The sequence below is a fragment of the Qipengyuania zhejiangensis genome (assembly GCF_035607565.1).
Classification (GTDB): Bacteria; Pseudomonadota; Alphaproteobacteria; order Sphingomonadales; family Sphingomonadaceae; genus Qipengyuania; species Qipengyuania zhejiangensis.
On record NZ_JAYKGO010000003.1, the window covers coordinates 1,031,413 to 1,056,950 of the forward strand.

The following is a 25,538-nucleotide window of genomic DNA, read 5'->3' on the forward strand; positions in this document are numbered from 1 at the left end:
GATGGGACAGGCAGACGAAGCAAGACCGATTGTTGGGGTTCATCACGCCGCTTTCCGTTGTCGTGACGCGGAACAGACGATCTGGTTCTATCGTGACGTCCTCGGCCTCGCTGATCCCTCCGGGATAACGCTGGAAGAAGTGCCCGGTACCGGTGCGGACGATCCCTACATGCATTTGTTCTTCAAGATGAAGAACGGCGAGTTCATCGCTTTCTTCGACGCGCCTGGATCGGCGAGAGAGGACAGCTTTGCCCGCAAGGACAGCTTCGATGTTCACTGGGCCTTCGAGGTCGAGGGCGAAGAAGACCTGATTGCCATGCGCGACCGCATCCGCGCGCACGGCGTTTCCGCCCACGGTCCGATCGATCACGGTTTCGTGCGATCGATCTACATGTACGATCCCAACGGCTTGCAGATCGAACTGACCTATCGCTTGGCGGATCACGATCGCATCCTGGACAAGGAAGAGAAGGAATTTCCCGCCACGCTCGCGCGGTGGACCGAACGGACGCGTGCGATCAAGGAGCAGAAGTTCGGTTCGGAAGCGATCGACCAGCGTGCTCGCAGCGCGCCGAGTGCGGCATGAAGTACGATCGGATCCCGTACCTCGTCGTCTATGGCGAGCAGAGCGCGTTCAAGGACACCTATGCCGGCGAAATCGGCAAGGTGGTGGTGGAGAATTTCCTGCTTCGCCCAGAGGTGGAATCGGATGCAGTCGTCATCTTTTCCCATCCCATTGGTGGCGGTGGGTGGCTGCCGCTGGTCGGCACGATGGCGAAGAACGGCATCCACACGATCTATTGCAATCCGCGCTATCGCGGGAATGACACGGCGCTCATCATGGAACGCGCGGCAATGGACCTTGCCGCCTGTGTCCGCGACGCCAGGGAGCGGCTGGGCTACAAGCGAGTCTATCTCGGCGGATGGTCGGGGGGCGGATCGCTCTCGCTCTTCTATCAGGCTGAAGCGCAAGACCCACAGGTAACCCACACACCTGCGGGCGATCCATACGACCTGACTGCGGCAGACTTCATCCCCGCAGACGGCGTGATGCTACTCGCAGCGCATCTGAGCCGGAACCTCACCCTCACCGAATGGCTCGATCCATCTATCGAGGACGAAAACCAGCCGTGGGATCGCAATCCGGACTGGAACCTCTACGCGGATAATGGGCCCAAGCCGCCGTTTTCGGAGGCATTCGTCGCCGAGTTCCGGGAGCGCCAAATCGCGCGCAATCGCCGGATCACTAAATGGGTAAAGCAGCAACTAGCAGAGTTGAAGGAGCAGGGTCTTCCCAATCACGAGCGTTGCTTCGTGGTGCAAGGGACAATGGCAGATCCGCGCTGGGTCGATCCGGCGGTGGACCCCAACGATCGCCAACCGAACCACTGTATGCTGGGTGACCCAGCGGTGGTGAATGACGGACCGGTCGGCCTTGCCCGCTTCACCACGCTGAGATCGTGGCTGTCGCAATGGTCGTATGACGACAGCAACGCCGATGGGCTGAAATGCGCCGCCCGCATCGATTGCCCCATGCTGGTAATCGAAAACAGCGCCGACGATGCCTGCACACCCAGTCACGCGGCACGCCTGATGGCGGCGGCCGAGAAATGCGACAAGGAATTTCATCTGATCGAAGGCGCAAATCACTATTATTTCGGGCAGCCCGAGCTTGCGCAGCAGGCGGCAGACCTGGTCAAGGATTGGATTGCGCGGCAAGCATGAACGACGCGGTCGCATCGAACGAGGTGCTTGCGCAGGCAATCCTCGATGCGGCCCACAGGGCTGGGTTCGGCACCAGGGGGATCGAAGGTCTCAAGCGACTTTCGGGTGGTGCGAGTAAAGAAACTTGGGCCTTCGATCTCGTCTTGTCCGATGGCGGACGACGCCCGCTCGTGCTGCGCCGCCAGCCGCCAGGCCGGCGGTTCGCCACGCAAGGGCTCGATAATGTTGCGATGGAAGCGGCTATCGTGAAACTTGCCGCGACGGCTGGTGTCCCCGTGCCCGGCGTTGCCTTCGAAATGCCCGAAGGTTCCGTGGGGGGGGATGGCTATGCAATGGACCGGATCGAAGGCGAAACGGTCGGTGTCCGGGTCCTGAAAGCCCCTGAGCTTGCGGAGGCGCGCAGGGGCATGGCGCGCCACTGCGGGGAAATACTCGGTCGCCTCCACTCATTATCCGGCTATGAGAAACTGGGCCTCAAGGCCCAGGGCTCGCGCGAGGCGCTTGCCGGTCTGGAAGCGCGCTACCACGATACCTTGCAGGATCGCCCGGTATTCGATCTTGCGCTGCGCTGGTTGCGGGAGAACTTGCCGGACGAAGGCGAGCGCGTGCTGCTCCACGGCGATTTCAGGAATGGCAATCTGATCGTCGGACCAGACGGAATTCGTGCCGTGCTCGACTGGGAACTCTGTCACATCGGTCCCCGAGCCTATGACCTGGCCTGGCTCTGTGTGCCAAGCTGGCGGTTCCAGCGGCCCGAATTACCCGTCGGCGGGTTCGGCCAGCGAGAGGATTTGATCCGCGCATATGAAACAGCCAGCAATGTCAGCGTCGATCGGGCAGAACTCCATGCGTGGGAAGTCTTCCAGACCATGAACTGGGGGGTCATGTGCGCAGGCGTTGCCAAGGCATTCATGGACGGAGCGCGAACGATTGAAGGTGCGATCATTGCGCGTCGCGCTTCGGAAACCGAATTCGACCTGATGCGTTTGCTCGCGCCTGACAATTCCATCTGGTCGGAGGTCCGCAATGCAGGATAAGCCATCGGCCGAGCTGCTGATTGCAGAAGTGAAGAATGCACTTGGCACGGCGATCGCCTTGGGTTTTGCGCAAAAGGTCGCCGCCAACGCGCTTGGCATCGCCCAGCGCGAATACGGCCTGGCGCCGAGGAGCCTAGCGCAGGAATTCGATCGACTTGAAACCCTAGTTGGCAGCGAAGGGGATCTTGCCGAGCGCAACCGGCGTCTGTCCGAAGACATCCGCTACGGTTCGGGGAAATTCGATGACGTGCTGGTTCGGCATCTCATCCTGACCACTCTGGCGAAGATCGAAGTCGATCAGCCGACCTATCCGCCCTATCTTGCCTGGAAGAACGAGAAGTGAGCAGGCCCGTGGAAATCGTAGAAGTTGGCCCGCGCGACGGATTGCAGAACGAAAAGACGGTGATTGCGACCGCCGACAAGGTCGAACTGATCCGCCGCGCCATCGATTACGGTGTGCGGCGGATCGAGGTTGCCAGCTTCGTCAATCCGAAGCGCGTACCGCAGATGGCCGATGCAGAAGCGGTCGTGGACGCACTTGGCATAGTCGACGGGGTGACCCGGATCGGACTGGTCCTCAATGAACGGGGCTCAGACCGGGCGCTTGCCTGCGGTGTCGACCAGCTGGGAGCCGTTGCCATCGCCAGTGATAGCTTCGGCATCCGGAACCAGGGTCAGAGCAGCGCAGAATCGGTCGAAGTCGCCAAGCGTATCGTGGCAATGGCGCAGGCCAGTGGGCGGACGGCCCAGGTTACCATCGCCGTCGCCTTCGGTTGTCCGTTCGAAGGCGAGATCGATCCGGCCAAGGTTGTCGCAATGGCAAGCGAGCTGGCCGAAGCGGGACCGGTGGAGATTGCCCTGGCAGATACAATCGGCGTGGCAGTCCCGGCGCAGGTTTCAACGCTCGTGCGCAAGGTGCGAGAAGCCATCGATCCGGTTCCTGTCCGGATCCATTGTCACGACACCCGCAATACCGGTATCGCCAATATCTGGGCCGCAGTCGAAGCAGGCGCGAAAACGGTAGATGCCTCGCTCGGCGGATTGGGTGGCTGCCCATTTGCGCCCGGCGCGGCGGGAAATGTCGCAACCGAGGATGCGCTCTACATGCTCGGACGCTCTGGCGTTGCGACCGGACTCGATCTGGCAAAATCCATTGAATCCTCGACTTGGCTGGGAGGTGTGATGGGCAAGAAACTGCCGTCGATGGTTGGCAAGGCGGGCGGCTTTCCCGCTGGAGGAGCGGCATGACCGACAAGAATAACGGCGCGCTCAACGGCATTCGCGTTGTCGAATGCGGCCAGCTGATCGCCGGACCATTCTGCGGCCAGCTGCTCGGAGACATGGGCGCCGAGGTCATCAAGGTCGAGCCCCCGGGCGCAGGCGATCCGATGCGGAAGTGGGGCAATGGCGAACACAAGGTCTGGTGGGAGGTCATTGGCCGCAACAAGCGTTCGGTTACGGCCAATCTGCGCGTGGCGGAGGGGCAGGATATCGCCCGCAAGCTGATCGCCAGCGCTGACATTATGATCGAGAATTTCAAGCCGGGAACGATGGAAAAATGGGGCATGGATCCCGCCACGCTGCAAGCGATCAATCCCCGTCTGATCATCGTGCGAATGAGTGGCTATGGGCAGACCGGACCCTATTCGAGCCGGGCCGGCTTTGGCGGCATTGGCGAGGCAATGGGGGGCTGGCGCGCGATTGTCGGCGATCCGGATCGTGCCCCGAGCCGCATGGGTGTCTCGATCGGCGATACGCTTTGCGCGACCTACGGTTGCATGGGTGCGCTGGCCGCACTGCACGCCCGCGAAGCCAGTGGCCGGGGTCAGGTGATCGATGCTGCGCTCTATGAAAGCGTTCTGCAAGTCATGGAAAGTCTCGTCCCGGAATATGACGTGATGGGGCTGGTCCGGGAACGATCGGGTTCGATACTGCCCGGCATCGCGCCATCGAATGTCTATCCCTGCAGCGATGGCGAGTTTATGATCGGGGCGAATGGTGATGCGATCTTCGCACGGCTGGCGAAAGCGATGGGACAGCCCGAACTGGCGCAGGATCCGCTTTACGCCACGCATGTTGCGCGGGGGGAGAACCAGGCCCGGCTTGACGAACTTATTGCAAACTGGACCCGCACGCTGACCATCGACGAGCTCGAGGCGCTGATGGTGGAGCAAAGCGTACCGGCGGGCAGGGTATATCGACCTGCCGACATGCTGGCCGACCCCCACTTCAGGGCGCGGCAGGCAATCGTGGAAATCCCGCATCCCGAATTTGGTTCGGTCAGGATGCAGGCGCCGGTCCCCAAACTTTCCGGCAATCCCTCGTCCATCCGCCGTCCGGCCCCGCGCGCGCCCGGCATCGACAATGCCGAAATCTATGGCGAGTTGCTGGGCCTTTCGTCCGCGGAACTCGAACGCTTGTCGGACGCAGGAGCGATCTGAGAGAGCGGATGACAGGACCGGGCAGCACCTATCCCAGTGAACGCTATGGCTTTTATGTCGTGGCCGTCCTCATGCTGCTTTACATGCTGTCCTTCGTGGATCGCGTGCTGATCAGCCTGATGATCGAACCGATCAAGGACGAATTCCGCCTCTCCGATACGCAAGTCGGCCTGCTCGTCGGGTTCAGTTTCGTTCTGCTCTATTCCGTGATGGGAATACCGTTCGGGATGATGGCGGACAGGTTCGATCGCCGGAAGCTCATTCTGGTGGGCGTGGTTGGCTGGAGCCTGGCGACATCAGTGTCGGGGCTGGCAGTCGGATATGTGCAATTGCTGCTGGCGCGAACAGCGGTGGGCATTGGCGAGGCAGCTCTTTCACCTGCCGCCATATCCACGATTGCCGATCGTTTCCGACCGCATCGCCTGGGGATCGCGGTGGCCATCTATTCGCTGGGCGTCACGCTGGGCGGCGGTCTGGCGATGGCCGGGGGAGGGCTGCTCATCGCATGGGCGAATGCCACCAGAATCACCCTGCCGCTGGTCGGAATGTTGTCCGGCTGGCGACTGGCGCTTTTTTCGGTCGGCCTGCTCGGCATTCCCTTTGCGGTCCTGATCGTGCTGACGATCCGCGAGGCTCCGCGTCTGGGGAAGCGCGCCGACAAGCTGTCTATCGGCGAAGTCTTCACCTTCATGAGCGGCCATCGCCGCGCATTTCTCGCCCTGTTAGCGGGATATTCGGCCTGCGCTGTGGCCAGCTACGTGCCGCTGCTTTGGGCTCCTGCATTCTATGCCCGCGATTTTGGCCTTGCCCCGTCGGAAATCGGGTTGCGGATCGGAGCAATGGTCGCAATCCTCGGCCTGTCCGGAGTCCTCATGGGCGGGCGTATGTCAGACCGCTTCCTGCGCAATGGCAGGCATGACGCGCCGGTGCGTGTCATACTGATCTCCATCCTGCTGCAATTGCCGTCGTTCGCGCTTGCCTACCTCGTCGCCGACGTAACTTGGTCGATGGTGTTCATCGGGGTGGGAATTTTCACGATGTCGATGTTCGGCAGCCTTCAAGCGACGACTATCCAGCTGATGATGCCCGGCGAAATGCGCGGTCGGATGATGGGCATCTACCTGTTGGTCGTCAACTTGGTGGGAATGGGGCTGGCGCCACTGATCATCGGCATACTCAGCGACGCGATGGGCGGACAGCTGGGGCGCGCGATGGCAATTGTCTCGACAGGTTCCTTAGCTATGAGCCTGATATTCCTAGTCTATGGAAAAAGTGCGATGAGGGACATGATCTCCGCTAACTTGTGTCCACCGTCAGCGCCAATGACTGAATAGCCCCGAAAATTGTGGACGTCTGGCTGATGCGAGGGCGACAGAGCCGAGGTAGGATTCTTTGGTTTTGTCTTAGCGGGTCGCTACCCTGCGTCGGTTCTTGAGTTTGTCGGCCTCCAGTAACTCCTTGGAACAGGTGTAATACAGGCTCTGGGCCAAATCTTCCTTGCGGCACAGATCGGCGATGGAGTCATCGCCGCGAAGGCTGTCCAGCACGCTGAGGATCGTGTCCTCGGCGAGAAGTGCCGACGAGTCTTGCTGCAAATGTCTTGTATTACCCGACCCGCTGAGGCCTTGGCTGGTGATTTATCTTCGACACTTCGTACCTACGACGAAGCCCAAGCCCTCCTTTAAATCACAACCACATTTTTGTTCCATAGGCGCTGACGGGGGGCAACAAAATCCGAAACCTCAATAGTTGTAGAAGTCAGATAGGCCCGAAGGTTCTCGAGCGTCAGCAAAACAAGCCTCATAGTAAAAACCCCCAGTTCCCAGAAGAATGTCGCGTGCTCCGTTGGATGACAGACGGAACTGAACAACCGGAGATGGCAAAGCTTGCGGCGGTTTTCTCGCCGTCCGACGAACGACCGCTTTCGGGAGGAGCCGAAGGCATTCTGAATGACGGGATTGGGGCGCGTTGCTGCCACAAGCTGATCCGCCCCCGAACGTCCGCATACCCCGATCCCATTCCCGAAAGCTGCCTGACCGGACTGCCCCCCAAACCGGTCACTCAATCGCCCACACCGAAATCCCCAGCTTGCGGGCCTTGTCGACGAGGTTGGCATTGATGCCGTTACCCGGGCAGGCAACTACGGCTTTGGGAAGCGCCTCGAGCATCTGATCGTTGCGGCGGAACGGAGCCGCCTTCTTGAACCGGTCCCAGTCGGGCCGGAACGGGACGTGGGTGATCTTGCGGTTGCGTGCCCAGAGCGAGGCGATGTGTTCGCCGCCGGTCGGGTTGCCACCGTGGAACAGAACCATGTCGGGATATTTGGCGAGAACCTTGTCGAGCACGGCCCAGATGCGGCCATGATCCTGATAGGCGGGCCCGGAGGTGAACGCGATCCGCGTGCCGGTCGGCAGGAGTGGCTCGGTTTCCGCGCGGCGCTTGGCAGCGAGGAAGTCGCGGCTGTCGATCATGGCGGCGGTTAACGTGCGATGATTGACCAGTGATCCGGAGCGCGGGGTCCAAGCCTTGCGGAAATGCGCTTCGAACTGGTCGGAAGCGGCCTCGCGCATGAACTCCATCGCGTTGCGGCGTTCGATCAGGCCGATGCCTTCGTTGACGAGCCGTTCGAGTTCGACCGACTTGACCTCAGAGCCATCCTGTTCGCGCTGCCCGCGCCTCTGGGCATGTTCGTTGTCGTCGAGCTCGCGCTGGATCCGGCCTTCGGCGCGGTAGAAGAGATTGGTGAGCGACCAGCACAGGTCTTCAAGATCGGGTTCGAGCCGAGTGTCGATCATAGTGGCGATGAGGGCATCGAACATGTCGGCGACAGCGCCGGTGGCGATGCGTTCTTCGGGAAGCGGTCTCGGGTCGGCTTCGTCGGAGAAGGGGCGATAGCCGTAGAGGGCGATTTCATCGAGGAGATGGGCGGTGGGAGAGACTTCGTGATCGGGTTCTTGCTGGTAGGCCATGATTGCGGTCCTTGGGGGTCTGAGCCGGGCACCTCGCCCGGCCTTCCGGCGATCCCCCTGACCGGCGGCGGGGTGGCCGCACCCAGCGGGGCGCAACGTAGTGGAGCATGGCGCAGCCATTGTGGCCGCCCCGCCGCCGGTCTTCAGATCGCCCCCAAAGAAGGCCGGGTGCCCGGCGTGACGCATGGACTGGCCCGTGCCTCCGACCCTCACCCGATCCCGTCCCGGCCAAACTCAGCGACGAAGAAATCTGGCCCGGTCGGCGTCGTGCAACTGGGCGATCAGGCGCTGGCCCAGCCCATCAACGCCATCGCGCTGCATATCGTCGTTGAAGTCGCCAAGAGCTGGCATGAGCGGAAACAGTTCGATCCCTGCGGCCTGTGCCCGCTCGGTCAGGATGTCCCACGCAGCATCCCCGGCAGCATCGCGGTCGCGCGCGACATAGAGGCGGCGGAGGTCAGGCGGAAACAGGATGGCAGCCAGATGCGATGACGAGGTCGCAGCGGCAAGTGGAAATGTCGGCAAGGCTTCGCGCACAGACAGCATGGTCTCGATGCCTTCGCCAGCAGCCATGACGTCCCCGCCCTTGCCGAACCGGATCGCAGCCCCGAGGATATTGCCCATCGCCCTTCGCGGCGATGCGACGGCTGCCTTGGTGCTGCCCGAGGGATCGATCCATGTGCGGTGGGTGCCAGTCTGCACCCCGTCGTGATCGGTCACCGAGGCTATCAGTGCCGGGAATGCGCCAGGTGTTCCGGGTGCATCGTCGTCATTGGGCCGATAGTAGCAACGCGGGTGGAACCGCAGTGCGAGCAGGTCAGCGAGATGCATGATGCCGCGCGATTGGAGGTAGGTGGCAGCGGGCGTGCCGATGATCGGCTTCGAAGCTGCGAACAACCGCCGTGCAGCAGTCGGTGACCCTGCACGTGCGGGTGGACCGGGCAAGCGGCCACGCTCGTTGTCTGCTGGTGGCGGCAATGCCAGGAAGCGCTCGGCCTCCTCGATGGTCTCGGCAAGCCGCCCGTGTCGTTGGTTGAGCCGGATCAGGTCTACAAGATCGCCATGTTCGCCGGTGGCGGCATCGACCCAGTTGCCTACTGCACCGCGCCCGGTCTCGAACAGACGGACATAGAGACTGCGCCCGGGTGTTCCGGCGACATCGCCCACCATCCAGTAGCGGCCCTCACGCCTTCCGGCGGGGAGGTAGTGGCAACAAACGGCGTGGGCATTTTGGGCGAGCCGTTCCGACAGCTCTGCCACGCGTTTGGAAACGCGTCCCATGTCAGGCGGCCTTGCGGTCGATGATGCGCACCAGCGGATGGCGTGCGAACAGCCGTTCGAGCACCTGGCTCCCCGTCACCGCATCGTCGGGGATGAACAATCGCAGCTTCCAGCTGATGATCTCGGAGAACAGCCCCATCGCCTTCAACCGGTCGACCGCGTTGGGGCCAAAGCCCGTGAGTTCGATCCGATTGACCTGCATCAGCCGCGAGCGGCGCAATTGCAGCCCATCGGCAAGGTCAAGCACGGTATGTCCCTCGCGCAGCAAGGCCATTGCCTGCGGCGACGACAAGTCTGGCGCGTCGGTGCTGGCCGTGGCGCTAGCGGCCCATGCCGGTGAGACCCTGCGCCCGACGATGCTCGTGCCATCGTCGGTCTGGAGCCGGTAAACGCGGGTCGACTCCTCCGGGAGCCGCTTCCAGATCGGCAGCAGCAACCCGGTGACGATATGCAGTTCGCTGGTCGTGAACTCGGGCACCTGCGCGATCTCGTCGGTCCAGGCAGCGGCAAAGCTCGCCTCGTCCACCTGCTCCCAATTGGTCTCGGCGAGGTGAGCCAGCGCAAAGTTCAGCCGTTCCATCGGCCGGATCAGCCTCACGCGCCGTTCGACCTCGCCATCATCGAGCATGAGGCTGCGCGCCGGAAGCTGGACGGCGGCGCGCTTCGAGCGGGCATTGACCAGCAGCCGCGCTCCGGGTTCGCGCAGAAGGTCGAGCGCCTTCTCCAGAGTCACCGGCTGATTGCGCTCGCGCATGGCGATGGTGAGGAGGCGGGTTTTGGCACCGGTGGCGGGGTGGGTGTAGATCGGCTCGCTACGCGTTACCGTAAATCGGTCGGCGACCAGCGTTTCGAGACCCACGTCATAGGTGCCGGCGGCCATCGCACTTTCGACCTTGGCTGCAAGCAACTGCTCGAACACCGTGAACAGCACGTTCTGCATCGCGATGGTCAATGCCAGCAACCGGTTGAGGAAGGTGGTGATCGGCGGGAGATCGTCCTTGAGGCATCCGCTGCCGTCGGTCAGCGACAGGCCGGTCGTGTCCTCGAAGGTCGAAAGCGAGCAGTGCTCGACCTTGCCCGCGTAGATCAGCAGGTAGAACTGGCGTAGCGCGTCGCGTGCATATTGGCTTTCGAGATTGTCCTCGGGGCGGAACAGCCCCTGGCCGCCGGTCTGGCGTTGGCCGCGGGTGATCGCGCCCAGCGTGTTGAGCCGCCGGGCGATGGTCGAGAGGAAGCGCTTCTCCGCCTGAACGTCGGTCGCAACCGGACGGAAGAGCGGCGGCTGCGCCTGGTTGGTGCGGTTGGTGCGCCCGAGCCCCTGGATCGCGGTATCGGCCTTCCACCCGGCTTCTAGCAGATAGTGATGCCGCAGCCGCTGGTTCCGACCGCCAAGATCGGCATGGTAGCTCCTGCCCGTGCCACCCGCATCGGAGAAGACGAGGATGTGCTTCCTGTCCTCCATGAACGCCTGCGCCTCGGCGAGGTTGGCATGGGCGGGCCGGTTCTCGACCGCAAAGCGCTCGCCGCCCGCATCCACTTTGCGCACGATCCGGCGCGAGCGCCCCGTCACCTCGGCGACCATGTCGGTCCCGAAACGCTGAACGATCTGGTCGAGCGCGCCTTGCACTGGCTCCATTGCGGCCAGTTGCTCGATCAGCCGGTCGCGCCGCTGACAAGCCTCGAGGCACTGGATGACATTACCATCACCGTCATAGGCCGGGCGCGAGGCGAGGTTGCCGTCGCCGTCGGTGTAGGTCTCATGAAGCTGCGTCGGGAAGCTGTGCGCGAGATAGTCCAGGACGTATTCACGAGGGGTGACGTCGCACTGGATGTCGTTCCATTCGCCCGGATCGATTTCGGCAAGACGGCGCGAGAGCAGGGCTTCGCCGGTCGAGACGATCTGCACCACGGCGGCGTGACCATCGACCAGCCCCTGCTCGATCGCCGCGATCAGGGTGGGCGTCTTCATCGCGGTGATGAGGTGGTTGAAGAAGCGCTGTTTGGCGCTCTCGAACGCGGACCGTGCCGCCGATTTCGCCTGCCGGTTCAAGGTGCCCTCGCTGCTGCTGGTCACACCCGCAGCTTCGAGCGCAGCATCAAGGTTGTTATGGATGACCTGGAAGGCTCCGGCATAGGCGTCGTAGATACGCACCTGATCCGGGGTCAGCTGGTGTTCGACGAGTTCGTATTCGACACCTTCGTAAGACAGCGAACGGGCGGCGTAGAGGCCGAGGGCTTTGAGGTCGCGCGCGAGCACTTCCATGGCAGCAACCCCGCCAGCCTCAATCGCCGCGACAAAATCGGTGCGCTTGTCGAACGGGAAGTCAGCGCCGCCCCACAGGCCAAGCCGCTGGGCATAGGCGAGGTTCTCGACCGTGGTTGCGCCGGTTGCCGAGACGTAGAGCACACGGGCATCGGGCAGCGCATGTTGTAGACGCAGCCCGGCACGGCCTTGCTGTGAGGGGGCAGAATCGCCCCTGTCGGACTTGCCGCCACCGGCATTCTGCATGGCATGGCTCTCGTCGAAGACAATGACCCCGTCGAAGTCGGTGCCCAGCCAATCCACGATCTGCTGCACCCGCGAAACCCTTCCCTCGCGCGCGTCGGAGCGTAGCGTGGCATAGGTCGTAAAAAGGATGCCCTGCTCGAGCCGGATCGGCGTGCCCTGGCGGAAGCGTGCGAGCGGCTGGATCAGCAAGGGCTCCTGGCCGAGCGCCCGCCAGTCCCGCTGGGCGTCTTCGAGCAGTTTGTCCGACTTCGAAATCCACACCGCGCGGCGGCGACCCTTGAGCCAGTTGTCGAGCAGCACGCCAGCGACCTGGCGTCCCTTGCCAGCGCCCGTGCCGTCGCCAAGGAACCAGCCCTTGCGGAAGCGGACAGAAGTCTCGCAATCGTCGGGCGCGGCTCCGACCTTGTCGTAAGTGGCATCGACGGTCCAGCTTCCAGCCAGATGCGCCGAATGGGCTTCGCCCGCATAGATCACGGATTCGAGCTGGGCGTCGGAGAGCAGCCCTTGCTGGACCAGACCTTTGGGCAGATGTGGGCGATAGCTCGGCTTGGGCGGTGCGACCGAGGCCATGGCGGCGGACTGGACAAGCTGGGTTGGATGCGGTTGTGCGCCCGCGATCCGGATCGATTGCAGCGCATAGGGCTCGTAGAGTGTATCGGTCAGCTTGCCGTTGCTGGTTGCTGCCCAATCGACAGTGTCATAGTCGAGCGCAACGCCTGTGGGTTCGACAAGCTGAACTGCGGCGAACTTGGGCCTTGCCGGGACCACGCGTTGTGTGCGGCCTGTCGACCTCGATACCGATGGCGCAACCGGCATCGCCCTCACGTGGGCGCGAGGCGGGAGGTCTTCGACCAGCATCTGCAGCAGGCTGTGCAGGTCGGCTGCCATGTCCCGAGAAGGCGGGACCACGCCGGGATTTTCGGCAGGCAGTTTGGTGATCACCGTCAACCGGGTCTCGAATGTCGTGCCGTGGCTGGCATAGACGCTGCCCGCAATCGGCGCGGTGAACACCACTTGCGCCTGTTCCTGCAAGCGAACGAAGCTGTCGTGCCATGTCGTATTGTCAGGCGCGCAAGTGCTGCCCGTGATCGCAACGAGCCGCCCGCCATCGGCAAGCCGGGCCAGTGCGGAGGCAATGTGCCGAAAGGCGACATCGGCAACGTGGGTGTCGACCCCGAGCGCCGCCGAAAACGGAGGGTTCATCACGATGCAGCTGGGCACCAGGCCGGGATCGAGCCGGTCGTGGATCTGCGCCGCGTCATGAGCGGTGACACTCGTGCCGCCGAACAAATGCCGCAGCAGCGCGAGCCGCGTGTCGGCGACCTCGTTGAGTGCGAGGTCAGCGCCAGCCAGTTCGGCCTGTACCGACAGCAGTCCAGTTCCTGCCGAAGGTTCCAGCGCCAGTTCACCGGGCCGGAAGTTCGCAGCAAAACCCGCAACCCAGGCAAGGCCCAGCGGGGTCGAGAACTGCTGATATTGCACCATCTCTTCACTGCGCCGGGTCTGGCTGGGTGCGAGGCGGGCAATCCGTTCGACCAGCTTGAGCCGCTCGAACGGGTCGTCTGTCTTTGCATGGATCGCTGGACCATAGCGCCGCAGGAACAGCAGCTGCGCGACCTCGATCGCTTCGTAGGCGGTCTTCCAGTCCCAGGCACCAGATGCATCGCTCGCCCCGAAGGCTGACTGCATGGCTGTGCGAATAGCGGGGGCGTCGATCCGGCGACCGGCAGCAAGGTGGCCGAGAAGGTCCTGAGCGGCAGCGATGATGCAGGCGGCAGTCTGCTGGGCGCAGGTCGGGTCAAGCGGACGCGCGGCGGCGCCCGCCAATGGCGGGTTGGTCATGATGATTTCCTTCGATGGGAGAAAGTGTGAGGCGGAGCCGCGCTCAGGCAGGCGGGATATAGGCCTCGTAGGGATTGCCGGGAGCGAGATGACCGAACGGGGTCATCACGTAATCGCCCCCCTCTTCATCAGCGCCGCGGCCGACGGCGCAGAGCACGTAACGGGTCTCGCCGCTCGCAACCTCGGTGCATTCCATCAGTGCAAGGTCACCGGCCTCGGCGGCCTTGAGCAAAGTCTCGAAATTGGTGCGGGCATAGTCAGGGATAGCCATCGTGGCTCCTCCTTATGGTAATGTCGATAGACGGCGGGACGACCGGAGCCGCCCCGCACGTCTGATTACTCGGCAGCAATCGCCATCGGGTCCTGCTCGTGCTCGTCGAGGAAGGCGGGCAGTTCGGCGAAGTCACCTTCATCCGATTCAGCAACCGGCAGTCGCAGCGGTTCGGGCAGCCAGCCCGTGCCTTCGAGCAGCCGTTCGGCTTCGCGCGCCATGTCTCCCTTCTTCAGGTGCTCGATCAGCACAGCGGTGGCATCGCCCTTGGCTTCGCGCACGGCCTCGATGATCCGGGGCTTGGTGACGCGGCCGAGGTAGTTGTCGACCGTCGGCGTCCAACCCGCTTCGGCCATGTCGAGCCCGACCACCGTTGCCAGCGCATCGGCGGCAGCGATCCGTTGCTGAATACCATGAGCCGATGTCCGGCCTTCGTAGCCCTTGACCGGTTCGAACAGGGCGTTGACCCCGAGCGACACGCAATGGGCCAGCAGTGCCATCTGCTCGTCCTGCGGAAGTTCGACAAGAGCATCCCACAGCAAAGCAGGCTCGTCGGGCAGTCGCTCGGCCCATTGCTCATGCCGTGCCTGGATCGCCTCGCTCCAAGGAGTCTCGCGCAGGTTCGGTGCAACATTGCCGAGCCAGGCTTGGGTCACCTCGATCTGCACGCAGCCGTGGGTGCCGTGCGAGCGGAACACTGACAGGTACAGCGCATGGAGAACGGCGATGAAGGCGGCTTGCGGGTGGCACGCCAATGCATTGCGAAGCGCGACGGTGCGCACGGCGGTCAGTTCGGAGACGAGCCGGTCGGGCAGAGGACGGATGGCGTCGTCTTCCTCGTCCGCGGCAGCTTCGTCGGATGCATGGCCGCCAACGCTGATCGCCGGGCCGGAGGGCTGTTCAACACCTTCGCGGTAGAGCGGAGCATCCTCGCCATCAGCAACAGGCTCGTCTTCGGGCCGGACATAGCCGCGATCGATCCGTAGCCGCCCGTCATGAGTGAGCGAGATGAACACGCCTGCGCGTGCCTGCTCATCGGGATCATAGGTGACCGGGCGGATGTTGAGCGCGGTGAGTTCCTCATCGATCTCGGTCAGCCGGGCATCGACTTCGTCGGGCAAGTCGGACCCGTCCTGATATTCCTCGCCGATAGCATCATATTTCTCGACCAGGGCATCGAGCCGCGCCTGCTCCTCCTCGGTGAGCGGGACGGTGGTGCCGGTGATGCGGCGCTTCCCGCTTTCGCAGCCATAGGGCAGATCGATTGCTGCCTCGACCCATTTCCAGCCTTCGGCACCGATCTCCTCTGCTGCCGTCGCCAGCTTGGCATTGACCAGTTGCTCCACCAGTACCGGGTCCTGCAGCCAGCCCTCGTTCTGCTCGGAGAACAGGTCGCGCATGACATAGCCGCCGGCCTCGACATAGGCATCGAGTCCGATGAAACGCACCCGGCGGTCACCCGCCGGGATGGCATCCTCGGTCAGCATCCGCCGGATCTGATGCGCGGAGATGTAGGGCGTGTCCTTGACCTGCTCCCAGACCTGTTCCTGGCGGGCATGGTCGTCATTGACGGTGAACGCCATAAGCTGTTCGAGCGTCATGCCGTCCTCGCCATAGATTTCGAGCAGGCTGGGTGCGACCGATGCAAGCCGCAGGCGTTGCCTCACCGTCGAGACCGAGACGAAGAACCGCGCCGCAATGTCGTCTTCGGAAAGGCCCGCCTCGATCAGGGCGCTGAAGGCGCGGAACTGGTCGAGCGGGTGCAAGCCTTCGCGCATGACATTCTCGGCGAGCGAGTCTTCTTCGGCGATGCCCGCTTCGCGCACCACGCAAGGCACCGGCTGGTCCTTCGCCATCCGCCTGGTCTTGACCAGTAGTTCGAGCGCGCGAAAGCGGCGGCCGCCGGCCGGGACCTCGAACATTCCGGTCTCTTTGCCATCCTCGTCCAGCATGGCGCGGACGTTGAGGCTCTGGAGCAGGGTGCGGCGGTAGATGTCCTCGGCGAGGTCCTCGATCGAGAGACCGGCCTTGAGGCGGCGCACATTCTTCTGGCTCAGCACCAGCTGCGAGAAGGGAATGTCGCGCGAGGAACTGAGCACGAGCTTGGGGACAGATTTGGACTTGGTCATGGCAATTCTCCATGACGGGCCGCCGGGAGCCTCTCTCTCGGCCTCGACCCGTCACGAAGCGAAGCGCCGCCCTCTCACTCTTGAGAAGGCAGCGCCGCGCCAGAGAACTGGCGGGATGGTCCGGCTCAGTGAACCCGGTCGAGCAGCTTCTTCGCCTTGCCCTCCATGTCGAGCCGGGCATCCTGGTGCGCCTTGTCACGGGCAAGAGCGGTGATCCCCTGCACGAAATCGAAGATCGATTCGGGCGGACGGCCTTCCTCTGCGAGTACCCGCTCGATGATCTTCCCGGCCTCGGCCTTGGAGAAGCCGCGAGAGCGCAGGAAATCGCTGCGATCCTCGTCGCTACGGGCTACGATCCGTTCCCGCGCCGCCTTGATCCCGTTGATGAAGGGCTGCGGCGATGAGTTCGCGAAATTGTCGAGCGCAGGCGTAGCTTCATGGGCAAAGCGGTTGGAGGCATATTTGCTGTGCCGGATCGAGATTTCCTCGAAGTCCTCCACGCCCCACAGGTTCCGGTTCTGGCACACAGCTCGCAGGTAGAAGCTCGCCATACCCAGTGTCTTCGCCCCGACCTCGGAGTTCCAGCAGTAGAATCCGCGGAAGAACAGATCGGGCGAACCGTCGGGCAGGCGGCCTGCTTCGATCGGGTTGAGATCATCGACCAGGAACAGGAACACGTCGCGGTCCGAGGCGTAGAGCGTGGTCGTGTCCTTCGAGATGTCGACGTTGGGGTTGTAGATCCCGGTCGACCAGTCGAGCACGCCGGGCACCTTCCAGCGTGTGTCACCCGTGCCATTACCTGCGATCTTCTGCACCGCATCGACCAGTTCGTGATCGTAGATGCGGCCATAGTCGGGACCGGTGACCGCGCGCAGCTCGACACGGCGCCCGGCGACGGGGTCGTCGGTCTCGAGCGTCTTGACCTGCTCGGTCCGGTTCGAGGTCAGACCGTACTGCAAGTTGATCGCCGCCAGCGGTGCGGGCAGCTGGCGCAGATAGGCGGCCGGGGCACCGACCTGGCTGGCCAACTGGCCGAAGCTCCAGTGTGTCGGCGCGACGGCCTCATCGGCACCGGGCAGCAACAGCGCCAGGCGTTCGGGATCGCTCCGGTTCGCCTCGACATGGATCAGCGCGCTTTCGATGACGCGGGTGCGGCTGCGCTCTGACCGACCGCGGACCGAGCGGGCCAGATCGTCCAGCGAGAGATATCGCTGGTCATCGGGCCGCGAGAACCATTCCGAGGAGACGCGGCCATTGTGCGAGCCGCGCGAGACATCGACTTTGTAGCCGCCGCTGACATCGCGGCGCGCATCGAGAACCTGCATGTTCATGGGAAACCTCCATGACGGGCGGCCGGGAGCCTCTCTCCCAACCCTCATCCCGTCACGGCGAAGCCCGCCACCCTCTCACTCTCACCTGCTCATGACCCCAAGTCGCGCGAGCGGCCAGCGAGATTGCTCAAACAGGAAACCGCACCCTGAAGGGAGGCGGTGGTTGTTACCCTTTCTGTGAAGGCGGCAAGCCGGGGCCTGTCGGCTTGCCAAGCCTGCGCATGCCACCATGCCCGCCGAATGCAGAGTGCGTGCGGGGCCCACATCAAACGCCGCGCCCGCAGGAGTGCGCCGGAACGGCGCACGGGACCGAGCGCGTCAACAGCCCCGCTCCGCTTCCCGGGGCGTTGCGGGGTGCCCCCGCTGAGGTGGGTAACATGCAGACCCTCAGCGGGCTGCATGCAGGGAGGAAACTTCCTCCCTTTCTCCAATGCGTAGGATATGCCAGCCTATGCATCACACGCCATCGGTTCGGCTAGCCAATAGCCAGCAACATTTCCCAGGGGCAGCTTTGACGATGAATGACGCCTCCGCTCTGTCAAACGCAATCCGGTCTGCCGCAGAGGCATCGGGTTCCATTGTCGTCGCAACGTCAATCTATTCTGGTGACGATGCAACTGCACCGGTAGCAGTCCTGGAGGCAGACGATGCCGTCAGAATCCTCGCGGCTCATTCACCGCGTATCATCTATCTCTTGGAGCAGGTCTTCAATCTTGGCGGCGAGTTAGAAGTAGCTCTCGCCGAGTATGACATCGAACTCTCGCCAGGTGATCTGACGACGCTCCGAAGCCGGTTCTCTAAATATGACGGGCAAATCGGCGCTACAGTTGCGAGCTTCATGGTCGATGGAGTGCTTCACAGCGTTTTCGCTAGCGCATCCTGGCAGGATGAATTCAGCGATCTCGTCGAGGCGATTGTAGAAGATGGGCGCGAGAGAGCCAGAGCTGGACAGTTTTCGAAGCAGTCGGAAGAAGCCAGGGCAATCGAGCGCAAGGCGTTGATCCTGCTACGGCACACATCCTTTAACCATGGCCGCGTCTCGTTCGACAAGCGTATGACCCTCGCCGAAGCTCTCTTCCAGGACTGCGACCCGCACGCGCTTGCCGCAATAACGCGACGGGCAGAGAACCTCTTCTGGTTGGAACAGTCGGGCGTCACAATCAAAGAGGCTGACCAGTAGGAAGCTTGACGCTTTCCTAGGCCGCCTCCTGACCATTGTGATCAGAATTATCGTTTGCCATGCGGGGCGACCGTGAAGCCCCCTGGGACAGGAAAGAACAAAGCTGCTCCTCGTCCTCGGCCATCGTGTATCTTTGGTCAATTCGGAAATTGGCACGCTCTTCGCGAATTTTCGCTGCAAGCTTCCCTGTCCGATCATCGCGATCAAGAACTTGCTTCGTTCCAAATGCGCGCAACAAGTAGCCGTAGGCCAAGAACAGATCGGGGTGCTGATGGAAGATGTGATGCCCGATCTCCGCAAGATTCTTGTATTTGAAACCAACCGGCCTTCCTGTCCGCGCAGTTTCAATCAGATGGACGATCCGGCAAACCTTCATGAAGTCCGGATATTTGCCCTCAAGACCGCAATTGATCTCGAGAAGGCGAGCATTCAGGGCAAGCCATCGGTCGTGGCGATTCATGAGGTCGTCATCAACTTGGTCATCGAATACCAAGCTCAACACCTGCTGCCGCAGATCATTTTCTGCCGCGATTTTTGCCTGTTCGAGAGCGGCTTGTTCGGCGGCGACTTGGGCAAGCATTGCCGCCTTGATCTTCTCGGCTAGATTGGCCGCCTCGAGCGAATAATCGAATGCCTGGACAGTCTGCAGATCGACATCAACCTCGATCTCGTCCCAGCTGACCAAGCGCTCTACCCACTCGTCAACAATCTTGCCGCCTTCTATGACCGGCTTGCGGTGCCAGCACTTTATCGTGAATGAGCCGGCTGCCTCTGATGCTGCCGCAGTGCTTTCATCAACCACGAAAATGTTGGAGTTGTTGCTGAAGAGGATGTCGTCATCAGTCATGCGGCGGTAGTTGGGATGAAAATTCGGCAGGACCCAAACAAGTGCAACACGTTCCGCGCGATAGAAGTCTCTGCGGCTCAGCACGACATCAAGAAAGGTGGTGCTGAGCTGCACTTCAAATGCGATGCGCAGGTCCTCGAGCCGGGCAGATACGTCAGGGCGACGCAAGCCCGATAAGCCTTCGCTTGATCGCCATGTCTGTTCGCAGAGAACATCTGCAAATCGAGAATCAGCTGCAAGGCTTCTCAGAACCAGCGCTTTGATCCGCTTATGCGCCTCGCTTTCCTGCGTGCCACGGTATTTCATGGCCCTGATTTCAGCTTCGGAGAGGCTGGTGCGGGTGACTGCGGGGCAGGAGCCATCTTCATGCCGATGCCGAAAGAAAAAGCGCTTACTGGTACTGCACGCAAGATAGACAGGAACACCGCAAGTCGCGCAAACAAGGCGTGCTTCGCCTCTCTTCACGAGCGACTTGAGCTCCTGACGCAGCAAGATTGCCCTTTCGTACCGGAATGCGCGGATCAGACGCTGGACGTTGAGCACAAACCCCGATCTCAGGCTTCGAACTTCGTGAATTTCGGGCTTTGTGACAGCTTCGGCCCATGCGCGCGGGGCAATGGTTGTATTTCCTACCATGATCACCTCCAAACAGACGGCGGGCAGCCGCGTGCCCGCCAGAAGCTAGCACCGCTCCAATCTCGCCCCCGGTCGGTTGAGGCCCCAACGCCGCTCGATGTAAAACTCCAGCGACTTTCGAACCTGAAAGCTCAGGACATCCTCTGTGAAGCCGTATTCCAGTCGGACAGCGGCCTTCTGCGCCTCCGAAAGGCCGCTCAGCGGCCTGAGGTGGATCTCAATCAGGTCTTCCCAATCAGCATCTCGCGGAAGATCTTCTCCGATCGGCACGACAGAAAAGCTGCTTTCGGGTAGAACCCGGACAGGAAGATAGTCGCGCCAGTCCTGGTGATGGAAACTCCAGGCCCGGACATGCAATCGCTCACCGTCCGATGCGAAATGAGCGGGGGCGATCCATTGGTTCAGGCGCAGCCCGCTCGACATCGAAACATAGTCGAGTTCGATCTTCAACCGCTGCTCGATTGCTTGATAGAGCTGGCGCATGATGAGAGGCGGACACTGCCGCACCGGCGACGGCAAGCGCGAGAACTCGTCCTCGGCAGCGCCAGCAATTAGCTCATCGGGCGAGCCGGTGTCGTGAGGGATCGGCAATCCAACATGTTCGCGATCAGCCACATAGCATTTGCGGACCGTGTCATAGGTCGGCTTCGGCTCCGCGACCCGCTCCAGATACTCCCTGAAATCGATCGCGGCCTGAGGGGAGGAAATACCGAAGCGCTCTATCAGGTCCTTACGGTTCACTTGCCCGCGCCACGTCAGGCATTGGTCGAGATAGACCAGTCGGGCGAGCATCGCCGGTTTGAGTGCAGAACCATTCATCGGGTCGGACGCTACTTGACTCGCCCCTCACTGTCTATATAAAATTTATACATATCGAGATTCGAGGACCGTTAAATGCGCATCTTGCACACGAGTGATTGGCATTTGGGCCGTCAGTTCCATGGCCTGAGCCTGGAGGAAGACCACGACCACGTCCTCGTCCAAATCCTGTCGATCATCGATGATCATCGTCCGGACGTCGTGATCGTCGCGGGCGACATTTTCGACCGGGCCAACCCACCCCAAGGCGCGATCAGACGGCTTTCCGAATTCCTGACCACGGTACGAGCAACCTCCGACGCCGCCATCGTCCTGATCGCAGGCAACCATGATTCCGCTGCGCAGATCGGAGCAATGGGCGTTCTCGCAAACGACGGTGAGGCAATCGTGCGAGGGCCATTGGATGAAGACGAAAGGCCGTTGATCATCTCTGACGCCCATGGTCCGGTGGCGATCTCAGCGTTGCCTTTCGCATTCGAATATTCGGCGCGACTGTGCTTTGAAGACGACGGAATTGCCTGTCCTGCCGATGTCATCCGCGCTCAGATGGCCAGTGCGCGCAAGCACGTCAGCGACGATATGCGCTGGGTCGTCGTTGCCCATGCATTCGTCGATGGCGCGGCGACGAGCGAAAGCGAGCGTCCTCTAGTGCGGACGGTTGGCGGGATCGAAACGGTGTCGGCGAGCGCATTCGACGGTGCGCATTATGTTGCGCTCGGACACCTGCACCGCCCGCAATCGGTGGGGCAAGATCATGTCCGCTATTGCGGCGCACCGCTGGCCTTCGGTTTTGACGAAGAAGGTCAGGAAAAGTCCGTCAGTCTGATCGATCTCGCGCCTGACGGCAGCGTCGAGGTGGCAGTGATGCCCATCAAACCGCTGCGGCAAGTGCGATCCATCCGCGGTAGGCTTCTGGAACTGCTGGCGGCAACCGGGGTTTCCCATGATCTCGTGCGTGTCGTTCTGACCGATGAGACACCGCAGATCGACCCAATGAAAAGGATCCGGGAGTTCTACCCGAATGCGGTCCAACTCGCTTATGAACGCAATGAGCGGGCCCTCGCACAGCGCCTCGAAGAACAGCGGGCGGCAATCGACGACCCACAAACACTGGCTTCGACTTTCCTCGAGTTCGTCCGCGGTGATGCGCTGTCAGAGACGGAGACAGGGATTGTCGCCTCCGCCCTTCACGCGTTCGAGACAACGGAGGAAGGGCAGTGAGGCCGATCAAACTGACCATCAGCGCTTTCGGCCCCTACGGCGGGGTCGAGACCATCGATTTTCGCGAAGCCACGGACGCCGGTCTCTTCGGAATCTATGGACCAACCGGATCGGGTAAGTCGTCGATCTTCAGCGCGATCGCCTTTGCCCTGTTTGGCGAAGGCGCGAAAGAAGAGCAGGGCATCGGCACGATGCGCTCGGATTTCGCACCGGAGGCACTACTGACCGAGGTCAGCCTGCAATTCGAACTCGGTGACAAACGATATTTCGTCCGGCGCATCCCCGATCAGGCTCGCCCCAAGAGCCGAGGGGAAGGACAGACTATGCAGGCACATGCGGCATGGCTGTTCGACGTGTCGGAAATCGCTGTCGACGATGTCAGTCCGGATTGTTGCGGAACCCCGATCGCCGAACGCAAAGTCAGCGATGTTGTGAGGCATATTGAAGAGCTGCTTGGCTATGGCGCGCGGCAGTTTCGCCAGATTGTGCTGCTGCCGCAGGGCCGGTTCGAGCGATTCCTGGTCTCGAACAGCAAGGACCGGCTCGAAATCCTGCGCGAACTGTTTGACGTATCGCTCTACCGGAGGCTCACGGAGAAGCTCAAGGCTGATGCTGCGGACATCCGGCGCGAGATCGAGGATGGCTATCGATTGAACGGGCAACGGCTCCAGGCCGAAGGCTTTGCCAGCTCAGATGAACTCGGCACCGGCATCGCGTCAGCACTCGATCGATATGAATTGAGCCGACTGACTGTGGCTGAAACAACTGCGGCACTCAACGCTGCGAACAGCGCATTTGCTGCAGCCCAGGCCCAGGAGAGATTGTTTGGCGAGGTGGACGCAGCAGACGCCGCCTTGAAGGTGCTCGAAGGCGAAATCACCGAATTCGAGACCATGCGTGGCCGCAAATCCAAGGCCGAGCTGGCGCGCCGGATGGCAGATCTCGATAACAGCCTTGCTGACGCTCGCTCGCGCCATGCCGCAGCCGAAACTGCACTGGCCAAAGCCGCGGGAGAGGCAACGCGGGCACGCGACGCTGCATTGGCGGCTACTGTGAAACTGGATGATCTCCGGTCCCGCGAGCGCGAACTCGATGGCCTAGCCCGGAAGATCGATGAACTGGATCGGCACAAGCAGGTTCTGGTCGATTCTTCAGAGCGGCACAGGCAGCATGAAAATGCCCTCAGTGCGCTGAACGGAGCCAAGCAGGCGCATGAGCAAGCAGCTTCCGACCATCAGAAGGCCGAGCAGAGCTTCGATGAGAAGTCTTACTCACACGCGGTTGCACAGAGGAACACCGTCGAGCGGCAGCGATTGATCGGTGAGCGAGACAAGCTGAAGCGTGAACTGGACAGTGCAGGTGCCCATCTTCGTGCAAGCGAGGCCGCGGAACAGGCACAGGCCGATTTCGAAGCAGCCTCGACAGCCGCTTTGGATGCGCAAGCCCGCCATCGTAGTGCGGAGGAAGATGAAACCGCACGCGAACATGAATTCATTTCTGCGCAAGCCAGCATCCTCGCTGAGCGACTGGAAGATGGTATGCCCTGCCCGGTTTGCGGTGCCGCCGATCATCCCCAGCCAGCTCAAGGGGCAGGCGATGCAGCGCTGCTTGAGAAGGCGTGGCGAGGCGCCCAGTCCGCTTCCATCGCGGCGGCAAAGCTTGATCGCGAGGCGCAATCACGCGTCAGTTCGGCAACAGCAACCCTGGAGGCGCGCCGGGCAACAATTTCCGATCTTCCGGTGCCCCGGCGCGGCATGGACGAGATCGACACTGACTATCGGCTAGCTGTCGAGGCAATCGAGGAACTCGGTGAAATTGCCGATGTTACGCTTCTCGCGAAGGAAGTCGAGGAACTGCGTGAACGAAAGCTTACGACAACCACCAAGCTCCAGCAGGCCAATTCCGCTCTGAGCGAAACAACGACTGCCGAAGCCGTTGCCCGCCAGGCTTATGCGGACCGCATCGCGTCGGTCCCGGAGGAGTTGCGGGCCCCTGCTGCGCTGCGGGCCGCGATTGAAGCCACGACTGGTGAACTTGATCTGCGCAAGAAGGCGATCGCCGACGCAATCGCGCAACAACAGAGTGACCAAGCCGCGCAGATCAAAGCCGAAGCGGCCAAGCAGAGCGCGCAGGTCTCGCTCAAGGATTGCGCGGACGAGGTCGCGAGAAAGCAGGCCGGATTTGAGAGTCGCCTCGTCGAACTCGACATCTCCGAGGCGGTCTATCGCTCTGCCATTCCCGACATCGAATTGATTGGAGAGCTGGAGGAGGCGATTGCCAAATTCGACAAGGAACTGGCGGGAGCGCGGGGGCGACTGTCAGCAGCAAGGAATGCCGTTGGTAGCGCCCAGCGGCCCAGCATGGAGCCATTTCGTCTCAACTGTGCTCAAGCGCAGGCAGCAGCCGATGAGGCTGCAAGGAACAGCGCTGGAGCACGGCAGAAGCATCAATCGCTCGTCGATCTGCAAACGAGCCTGGCTGATGAATTGAAGAATCTGCAGGATCTCGAGCAAAGTTCTGGCTCGCTGCGCGGTCTGGCCGAAGCCTTTGACGGGCAGAACGAGCTACGCACTACCCTTGAGACCTTTGCCATTGGCGCGATGTTTGATCAGGTTCTTGAAGCCGCAAATCTGAGGCTCGATCCCATGACTGGTGGTCGATATCGTTTCGAACGCGACACAGTCAGTGTCGGTGGGCGGTCGAAGCGGGGTCTCGATGTGCGGGTTCACGACATCGAGACTGGCCGGGCCCGCGAGATCATTACCCTGTCGGGCGGCGAAACCTTCATTGCAGCCCTGTCGCTGGCTTTGGGGCTTTCTGACATCGTGGAAATGTCCAATGGAGCCATAAGGCTGGATACGATTTTCATCGACGAGGGCTTTGGCAGCCTCGACACTGAAAACGACGCTGGCACGCTGGATCAGGTCCTGCAGGTCCTCCAGAACATCGTAGGTGAGCGACGCGCCGTAGGGCTGATTTCTCATGTGCCATTGGTCCAGCAGGCAGTCCCCAATGGTTTCACCGTGCACAAGGGTGTCAACGGCAGCCAGATCGAGATCCGAATGGCCTGAAGGGAGCGCAAAAGTATTTACGTCGTCGGCGTTGTCTTGGGTTTCGAAGCTTCGATTCCACACTTTCGTTGCCCCACAAGGAGGGCCATCCGCCAATCTTAAGCCGAAGAAAATGGGGCGCGCCGGCCCCCCGCACCGACACGCCCCGGGCCGCCCTCATCCCGAAACATGCCGCAAGCGGCATGCAGCCAGTCCTATGGCGACTGGCCTAGCGGGCTTGCTGCGGGTT

The 25,538-nt window shown here is 61.9% G+C and carries 18 protein-coding genes and 1 pseudogene; 10 read left to right on the forward strand and 9 right to left on the reverse strand.

The annotated features are described in order from the left end of the window. The first annotated feature begins 1 nt into the window (after position 1). Genes VR863_RS12735 through VR863_RS12765 form a run of 7 tightly spaced genes read left to right on the forward strand, consistent with a single transcriptional unit; the run spans position 2 to position 6,537 of the window. Positions 2 to 586: a VOC family protein gene (locus VR863_RS12735; protein WP_324828844.1), complete on the forward strand. Its 585-nt coding sequence runs from the start codon at positions 2 to 4 to the stop codon at positions 584 to 586. Next, positions 583 to 1,725, forward strand: coding sequence for an alpha/beta hydrolase family protein (locus VR863_RS12740; RefSeq protein ID WP_324828845.1), 1,143 nt, complete (start codon positions 583 to 585; stop codon positions 1,723 to 1,725). Before VR863_RS12735 ends, VR863_RS12740 begins: the two co-directional genes overlap by 4 nt. Continuing rightward, a complete protein-coding gene (locus VR863_RS12745) occupies positions 1,722 to 2,762 on the forward strand; it encodes a phosphotransferase family protein (protein WP_324828846.1) in 1,041 nt (346 codons plus the stop codon). Before VR863_RS12740 ends, VR863_RS12745 begins: the two co-directional genes overlap by 4 nt. After that, the gene (locus tag VR863_RS12750; RefSeq protein WP_324828847.1) at positions 2,752 to 3,105 is read left to right on the forward strand and encodes a DUF6285 domain-containing protein; all 354 of its coding nucleotides are present in this window, start codon (positions 2,752 to 2,754) and stop codon (positions 3,103 to 3,105) included. Before VR863_RS12745 ends, VR863_RS12750 begins: the two co-directional genes overlap by 11 nt. Positions 3,106 to 3,113: 8 nt before the next feature. Beyond that, positions 3,114 to 4,010 (forward strand): hydroxymethylglutaryl-CoA lyase, encoded by an 897-nt coding sequence (locus VR863_RS12755; protein ID WP_324828848.1) that lies wholly within the window; start codon positions 3,114 to 3,116, stop codon positions 4,008 to 4,010. After that, on the forward strand, positions 4,007 to 5,203 hold the full coding sequence (locus tag VR863_RS12760) for a CaiB/BaiF CoA transferase family protein (RefSeq protein WP_324828849.1): 1,197 nt from the start codon (positions 4,007 to 4,009) through the stop codon (positions 5,201 to 5,203). The genes VR863_RS12755 and VR863_RS12760 overlap by 4 nt, the downstream gene beginning before the upstream one ends. Positions 5,204 to 5,211: 8 nt before the next feature. After that, positions 5,212 to 6,537 (forward strand): MFS transporter, encoded by a 1,326-nt coding sequence (locus VR863_RS12765; protein ID WP_324828850.1) that lies wholly within the window; start codon positions 5,212 to 5,214, stop codon positions 6,535 to 6,537. 102 nt (positions 6,538 to 6,639) lie between these two features. Here the strand turns inward: VR863_RS12765 and VR863_RS12770 are convergent. The 7 genes and pseudogenes from VR863_RS12770 to VR863_RS12800 form a co-directional block, all read right to left on the reverse strand. Next, positions 6,640 to 6,809: pseudogene (locus tag VR863_RS12770) on the reverse strand (IS3 family transposase); the annotation flags it as partial. A 451-nt stretch (positions 6,810 to 7,260) separates the two neighbouring features. After that, positions 7,261 to 8,172 carry a DUF2493 domain-containing protein gene (locus VR863_RS12775; protein ID WP_324828851.1) on the reverse strand — a complete coding sequence of 304 codons (912 nt, stop codon included), beginning with the start codon at positions 8,170 to 8,172 and terminating at the stop codon, positions 7,261 to 7,263. Between the two features lie 234 nt (positions 8,173 to 8,406). Beyond that, a complete protein-coding gene (locus VR863_RS12780) occupies positions 8,407 to 9,453 on the reverse strand; it encodes a DUF7146 domain-containing protein (protein WP_324828852.1) in 1,047 nt (348 codons plus the stop codon). Between the two features lies 1 nt (position 9,454). Continuing rightward, positions 9,455 to 13,804, reverse strand: a complete 4,350-nt coding sequence (locus VR863_RS12785; RefSeq protein ID WP_324828853.1) for a strawberry notch family protein — start codon at positions 13,802 to 13,804, stop codon at positions 9,455 to 9,457. A gap of 43 nt (positions 13,805 to 13,847) precedes the next feature. Next, positions 13,848 to 14,075: a DUF6117 family protein gene (locus tag VR863_RS12790; protein WP_324828854.1), complete on the reverse strand. Its 228-nt coding sequence runs from the start codon at positions 14,073 to 14,075 to the stop codon at positions 13,848 to 13,850. 65 nt (positions 14,076 to 14,140) lie between these two features. Next, positions 14,141 to 16,204, reverse strand: a complete 2,064-nt coding sequence (locus VR863_RS12795; RefSeq protein WP_324828856.1) for a ParB/RepB/Spo0J family partition protein — start codon at positions 16,202 to 16,204, stop codon at positions 14,141 to 14,143. 125 nt (positions 16,205 to 16,329) lie between these two features. Beyond that, a complete protein-coding gene (locus VR863_RS12800) occupies positions 16,330 to 17,535 on the reverse strand; it encodes a DUF932 domain-containing protein (RefSeq protein WP_324828857.1) in 1,206 nt (401 codons plus the stop codon). A 517-nt stretch (positions 17,536 to 18,052) separates the two neighbouring features. On the opposite strand from VR863_RS12800, the gene VR863_RS12805 reads away from it, so the two are divergent. Next, entirely contained in the window at positions 18,053 to 18,715 is a 663-nt protein-coding gene (locus VR863_RS12805) for a hypothetical protein (protein ID WP_324828858.1), read from the forward strand. Between the two features lie 16 nt (positions 18,716 to 18,731). Here the strand turns inward: VR863_RS12805 and VR863_RS12810 are convergent, their stop codons facing one another. Beyond that, a complete protein-coding gene (locus tag VR863_RS12810; protein WP_324828859.1) occupies positions 18,732 to 20,198 on the reverse strand; it encodes a DUF6035 family protein in 1,467 nt (488 codons plus the stop codon). A 45-nt stretch (positions 20,199 to 20,243) separates the two neighbouring features. Continuing rightward, entirely contained in the window at positions 20,244 to 21,017 is a 774-nt protein-coding gene (locus tag VR863_RS12815; RefSeq protein WP_324828860.1) for a BrxR family transcriptional regulator, read from the reverse strand. 75 nt (positions 21,018 to 21,092) lie between these two features. On the opposite strand from VR863_RS12815, the gene VR863_RS12820 reads away from it, so the two are divergent. Further along, the gene (locus tag VR863_RS12820) at positions 21,093 to 22,238 is read left to right on the forward strand and encodes an exonuclease SbcCD subunit D (protein WP_324828861.1); all 1,146 of its coding nucleotides are present in this window, start codon (positions 21,093 to 21,095) and stop codon (positions 22,236 to 22,238) included. Continuing rightward, a complete protein-coding gene (locus tag VR863_RS12825) occupies positions 22,235 to 25,309 on the forward strand; it encodes an SMC family ATPase (protein ID WP_324828862.1) in 3,075 nt (1,024 codons plus the stop codon). Before VR863_RS12820 ends, VR863_RS12825 begins: the two co-directional genes overlap by 4 nt. The last annotated feature ends 229 nt before the right edge of the window (positions 25,310 to 25,538 follow it).